Raw genomic sequence first — 5,806 nt, forward strand, 5'->3', positions numbered from 1 at the left:
CGACTCGCCGGAGCCAACCTGCGTGGAGCCGTCGACCTCAGCTCGCTCGTGAACCGCGCGTCGGCTCCGGCCGATGGCGGCGCGGGGGATGCGGGAACCGCGCCCGGCGCATCCGGGATCGTCTTCGAGATCGGCGACAACGACCTCGAGCGGGTCGTGCAGCTCTCGAACACCGTGCCGGTGATCATCGAGATCGTCGCGGCCGGGCTCGAGCCTGCGCTGCCCGCGGTCGTGCGCAGCTACGGCGGCCGCCTCGCGCTCGCCGTCGTCGACGGCAACCGCAACCCCGGGATCGCCCAGGCATTCCAGGCGCAGCAGGTGCCCACCGTCGGCGCGATCGTCGCGGGCCGCCCGCTCGGCCTCTACGTCGGCGGCGTCAGCGACGAGGATGCGCGCCAGGTGCTCGAGCAGGTGCTGCAGGCGGCGGCGCAGGCCGGCGTGACCGGCACGCTGCCCGCCGAGGACGGCGCGGAGGGCGACGAGCCCGCCGAGCCGGTCGAGGAGCCGCTGCCCCCGCTGCACCAGGAGGCCTACGACGCGATCGGCGAGGGCGACTACGTGCGCGCGATCGCCGCCTACGAGAAGGCCATCGCCCAGAACCCGCGCGACGCGCTCGCCGTGGCCGGCCTCGCTCAGGTCTCGCTGCTGCAGCGACTCCAGGGGGCGGATGCGCAGCAGCTGCGTTCCGCCGCGGCCGAGAGCCCGGCCGACCTCGACGCGCAGCTCGGCGTCGCCGACCTCGATGTCAGCGGCGGGCACGTCGACGACGCCGCCGACCGGTTGCTCGACCTCTTCCTCGACCAGGACCAGGCCGGCCGCGACCGCATCCGCGCTCGACTGCTCGAGTACTTCGAGATCGCCGGAGCCGACGACCCGCGCGTCGCCCGCGCCCGCGCGCGGCTGACCTCGCTGCTCTACTGAGCTCTCCCGAGCCGCGCGACGGGCCGCGTCACCCGTCGATTCGTGCGAAATGGTCGCTCTGATCCGCTCAGAGCGACCATTTCGCACGGATAGAACGTGCCGGCCCCGGGCTACGCCTCCGGCTCGTGGCGCAGCCACAGGCCCGCGAGCGGCGGGATCGTGAGCGTCGCCGAGGCGGGTTTGTCGTCCCACGGCTCGGCGACGGCCGTCACGGCGCCGAAGTTGCCCACGCCCGAGCCACCGAACTCGGCCGCGTCGGTGTTGAGCACCTCGACCCAGCGGCCCGCCTCGGGCAGCCCGACCCGATAGCCGTCGACGGGGTTGCCGCCGAAGTTCACCAGGCAGGCGAGCTTCGTGCCGTCGCGCGCGACCCTCAGGAAGCCGAGCACGTTGCTCTCGCTCGACGACGTGATCCACTCGAGCCCGTCGGAGGAGTTGTCCTGCTCCCACAGCGCGGGCGTCGCGGCGTAGACCCGGTTGAGGGCTCCCACGAGGCGGTGCAGGCCCTGGTGCACGGGCTGATCGAGGATCCACCAGTCGAGCCCGCGCTGCTCGCTCCACTCGCTCGGCTGGCCGAACTCCGAGCCCATGAAGAGCAGCTGCTTGCCGGGATGCGACCACATGAACGCGAGGTAGGCCCGCACGTTGGCGAGCTTCTGCCACTGGTCGCCGGGCATCTTGCCCAGCAGCGAGCCCTTGCCGTGCACGACCTCGTCGTGGCTGATCGGCAGCAGGAAGTTCTCGCTGAAGGCGTAGACGAAGCTGAAGGTGATCTCGTTGTGGTGGTGCGAGCGCCACATCGGGTCCTCGCCGATGTACGACAGCGTGTCGTGCATCCACCCCATGTTCCACTTCAGGCCGAAGCCGAGGCCGCCCTGATCGCTCGGGCGGGTGACGCCGGGGAACGAGGTCGACTCCTCGGCGATCATGACGATGCCGGGGTTGCGCTTGTAGGCGGTCGCGTTGACCTCCTGCAGGAAGCTGATCGCCTCCAGGTTCTCGCGCCCGCCGTGGCGGTTGGGCACCCACTGGTCCTCGTCGCGCGAGTAGTCGAGGTAGATCATGCTCGCCACGGCATCCACGCGCAGGCCGTCGACGTGGAACTCCTCGAGCCAGTAGAGAGCGTTGGCGACCAGGAAGTTGCGCACCTGCGAGTCGCCGTAGTTGAAGATCAGCGTGCCCCAGTCCATGTGCTCGCCGAGCCGCGGGTCGGAGTGCTCGTAGAGCGCCTGCCCGTCGAACTTCGCGAGCGCCCACTCGTCCTTGGGGAAGTGGCCGGGCACCCAGTCCATGATCACGCCGATGCCGGCGCGGTGCAGCGTGTCGATCAGGAACTTCAGGTCGTCGGGATGCCCGAAACGGGCCGTCGGCGCGTAGTAGCCGGTGACCTGATAGCCCCACGAGCCGCCGAACGGATGCTCGCTGAGCGGCAGGAACTCCACGTGCGTGAAGCCGGTCTCGCGCACGTAGTCGACGAGCTGCTCGGCCGCGTCGCGGTAGCTGAGTCCGGGCCGCCAGGAGCCCAGGTGCACCTCGTAGATGCTCATCGGGCCCTGGTGCGGGTCGGTGGCGGCGCGGGCGCGCATCCACTCGTCATCGGTCCAGGCGTAGATCGTGTCGCCGATCTTCGACGCGGTCGACGGCGGCACCTCGGTGTAGCGCGCCATCGGGTCGGCGCGGGTGACCCAGTGACCCTCGGGCGTGAGGATCTCGAACTTGTAGTTGTCGCCGGCGCCGAGGCCGGGCACGAAGATCTCCCAGACGCCCTGGTCGCTGAGGCGGCGCATCGCGTGACGCGCGCCGACCCAGCCGTTGAAGTCGCCCACGACGCGCGCGGCTTGAGCGTGCGGCGCCCAGACCGAGAACGCGACGCCGTCGACGTCCTCGTGCGGGCGGTGGTGCGCGCCGAGCCAGTGCCAGAGCTGCTCGCTGCGGCCCTCGCCGAAGAGGTAGACGTCGATCTCGCCGACGCTGGGCACGAAGCGGTACGGGTCGCCGCTCGTGTGCGACGGCGCGTCGGAGTAGTCGGCGCGCAGCTCGTAGGCCTGCCCCTCGCCGGGTGCGAAGCCGTGCCACAGGCCGTCCTGCACGTGGTTCAGCGCGACCTCGGTGCCGTCGGCGCGCACGGCCGTCACGGCCTGCGCCAGCGGACGGATCGCGCGGATCACCCAGCCGCCCTCGACCGGGTGCGCCCCGAGCGCGTCGTGCGGGTGCGGGTGGCGTCCCTCGACGAGCGACAGGATGTGGTCGGGGTGCAGCTCGGGCAGGGCGGCGCCGGGTGTGGTGCTCGTCATCAGATCCCCCTCGGGTACTCGATCGCGAGGATGTGCACCGGCTCGGTGAACGCATCCAGTCGCACGTAGTTCTCGGTGCTCCAGGTCCAGCGCTGGCCGGTGACGAGGTCGCGCACGCCGAACTCGGCATCCTCGTCGAGGCCGAGGGCGGCCAGGTCGAGATAGACCATGCCCTCGCGCACCGAGTGCGGGTCGACGTTGGCGACGACGATCACGCCGTCGCGACGCCCCGAGCGCACGAACTCCGCCTCGATCGTCTTGCTGAAGACCAGCAAGGCGTCGTCGCTCGACCAGTGCGTGCGCAGATTGCGCAGCTGCCGCAGCGCGGGATGCTCGCGGCGGGCGGTGTTGAGCATCGTCAGGTACGGCGCGAGCGAGCGGTGCTCGCGCTCGGCGGCGGCCCAGTCGCGCGGCTTGTACTCGTACTTCTCGTTGTCGATGTTCTCTTCGCTGCCGGGCCGCGCGACATCCTCGAACAGCTCGTAGCCCGAGTAGACGCCCCACAGCGGACCGCCGGTCGCGGCGAGGGCGGCGCGCACCTTATAGGCCGCCGGCCCGCCGAACTGCAGGTACTCGGTGAGGATGTCGGGGGTGTTCACGAAGAGGTTGGGCCGCATCCACGCCCCCGTCTCGGTCGCGACCGAGGTGAGGAACTCCTCGAGCTCCTCCTTCGTGTTGCGCCAGGTGAAGTAGCTGTAGCTCTGCTGGAACCCGGCGCCGGCGAGCGAGCGCATCATCGCGGGGCGCGTGAACGCCTCGGCGAGGAACACGACGTCGGGATGCCGGTCGTAGATCACGCCCAGCAGCCACTCCCAGAAGTCGAGGGGCTTGGTGTGCGGGTTGTCGACGCGGAAGATCTTCACGCCCTGGGCGATCCAGTGCTCGATCAGCCGCAGCGACTCGAGGCGGATGCCCTCGGGATCGTTGTCGAAGTTGATCGGGTAGATGTCCTGGTACTTCTTCGGCGGGTTCTCGGCGTAGGCGATCGTGCCGTCGGGCCGGGTCGTGAACCACTCGGGATGCTCGGCCACCCAGGGGTGGTCGGGCGAGGCCTGCAGGGCGAAGTCGATCGCGATCTCGAGACCGTTCTTCTTCGCCTGCCCGAGGAACCAGCGGAAGTCGGCGAGCGTGCCGAGGTCGGGGTGCACGGCGTCGTGCCCGCCCTCGGGGGCGCCGATCGCCCAGGGGCTGCCGGGGTCGTTCGGCCCGGCGACGGTCGAGTTGTTGGGGCCCTTGCGGAAGGTGCGGCCGATCGGGTGGATGGGCGGCAGGTAGACGACGTCGAAGCCCATCGCCGCGACGGCGGGCAGGCGGCGTGCGGCGGTGCGGAAGGTGCCGCTCTGCCACGAGCCGTCCTTGCGCTGCTTCGCCCCCTCCGAGCGGGGGAAGAACTCGTACCAGCCGCCGACACCGGCGCGCTCGCGCTCGACGCGCAGCGTCAGCGTCGCGCTCTCGGTCGTGAGCGAGGCGACGGGATGCTCGTCCAGTGCCCGGGTCAGCCGCGGGTCGTGCGCGACCTTGAGGCGCGCCTCGCTGGGGGAGGAGGTGTCGAGGAAGGCGGTGCGCGCATCCTTGAACACCTTGCCCTTGCGGCCGTCGAGCAGCTCGGCGGCCATCGCGAACACCAGATCGACGTCCTGCTCGGCGGCGACCTTGATCTCGGCGTTGTGCAGCCAGCTCGCCCAGTCGTCGCTGTACGCGCGCACGCGCCAGGTCCAGTCGCCGAGCTGGTCGAGCTGGGCCTCGGCGTGCCAGCGGTCGCTGCCCTTCGCTCCCGCCGCCATGCGGCGCACGGTCTCGGCGCCGTCGGGGGCGGTCAGCACCAGCTCGACGCCGAGCAGGCCGTGGCCCTCGCGGAAGACGGTCGCGGCGAAGGGGACGACCTCGCCGGCGAAGGCCTTGGCGTCCCAGCGGCCCTCGGGCTGGGCCGGGGAGAGGTCGCGGATCGGGATGCGGCCGATGCGCGCGGGCCGCGGATCGGGTGGGGTCACGGGGGGCACGGGGGTCACCGCCGTCGTCGGCTCGGGCGCCGGAGCGGGGCTCGGCGTCGCGGTCGAGGGGCGCTTCTTGCTCGGGGTGGTCGCCACATCCCGACCGTAGCGCGCACCCTGGCCCCTGTCGCGGGGGACTCAGAGCACAGCCAGGCGCGGCCGTCGGGGACTTTCGGTGCCCCTCGGGGTACGCGCGGGGTACAGGCGTTCGTACCCCGATCTGCGGGTCTGCCCGGATGTCGCCGGATGAGTTGTACCCCGTTTGACCTTCGGAATCAGTGCGAGAATCCGTCAATAACGTCAGAATCCCAGATCAGAACCCGTTGAGACGCTTCGTGCCCCGTCGAGGCAGACGCACCCCTCTACTGGGGGCAGTCGCCAGGTTGTCCGCATTAGGGGGGACTGCCTACAGTTTGTTTCACGGAGGCAATGATCCGCGCGCCGCACCGGGGGGACCGGACGACGCACTGCCGACGAAGACCCGAATCTCTCAACCCGAATCTCACGGGAGCCCGACCGCGGCGACGGCCCGAACCGTCGCTGCTGCGCCGTGCCCGCGTGCTCGTCGGCGGCCCGAATCCGCCACGGAAGGAACCCGAA

Annotated in this window: 3 protein-coding genes; 1 reads left to right on the forward strand and 2 read right to left on the reverse strand. The window is 70.9% G+C overall.

Translation table 11 applies throughout. The annotated features are described in order from the left end of the window. Nucleotides 1-921: co-chaperone YbbN (locus FJ658_RS15890; protein ID WP_141146275.1), on the forward strand; the 921-nt coding region annotated here is incomplete at its 5' end. Between the two features lie 110 nt (nucleotides 922-1,031). On the opposite strand, the gene glgB is transcribed toward FJ658_RS15890, so the two are convergent. After that, a complete protein-coding gene (gene glgB / locus FJ658_RS15895) occupies nucleotides 1,032-3,215 on the reverse strand; it encodes a 1,4-alpha-glucan branching protein GlgB (RefSeq protein WP_141146276.1) in 2,184 nt (727 codons plus the stop codon). Next, nucleotides 3,215-5,302 carry an alpha-1,4-glucan--maltose-1-phosphate maltosyltransferase gene (locus tag FJ658_RS15900; RefSeq protein ID WP_370454827.1) on the reverse strand — a complete coding sequence of 696 codons (2,088 nt, stop codon included), beginning with the start codon at nucleotides 5,300-5,302 and terminating at the stop codon, nucleotides 3,215-3,217. The genes glgB and FJ658_RS15900 overlap by 1 nt, the downstream gene beginning before the upstream one ends. Nucleotides 5,303-5,806: the final 504 nt, after the last annotated feature.

The sequence above is a fragment of the Schumannella sp. 10F1B-5-1 genome (assembly GCF_006517535.1).
Lineage (GTDB): Bacteria > Actinomycetota > Actinomycetes > Actinomycetales > Microbacteriaceae > Schumannella.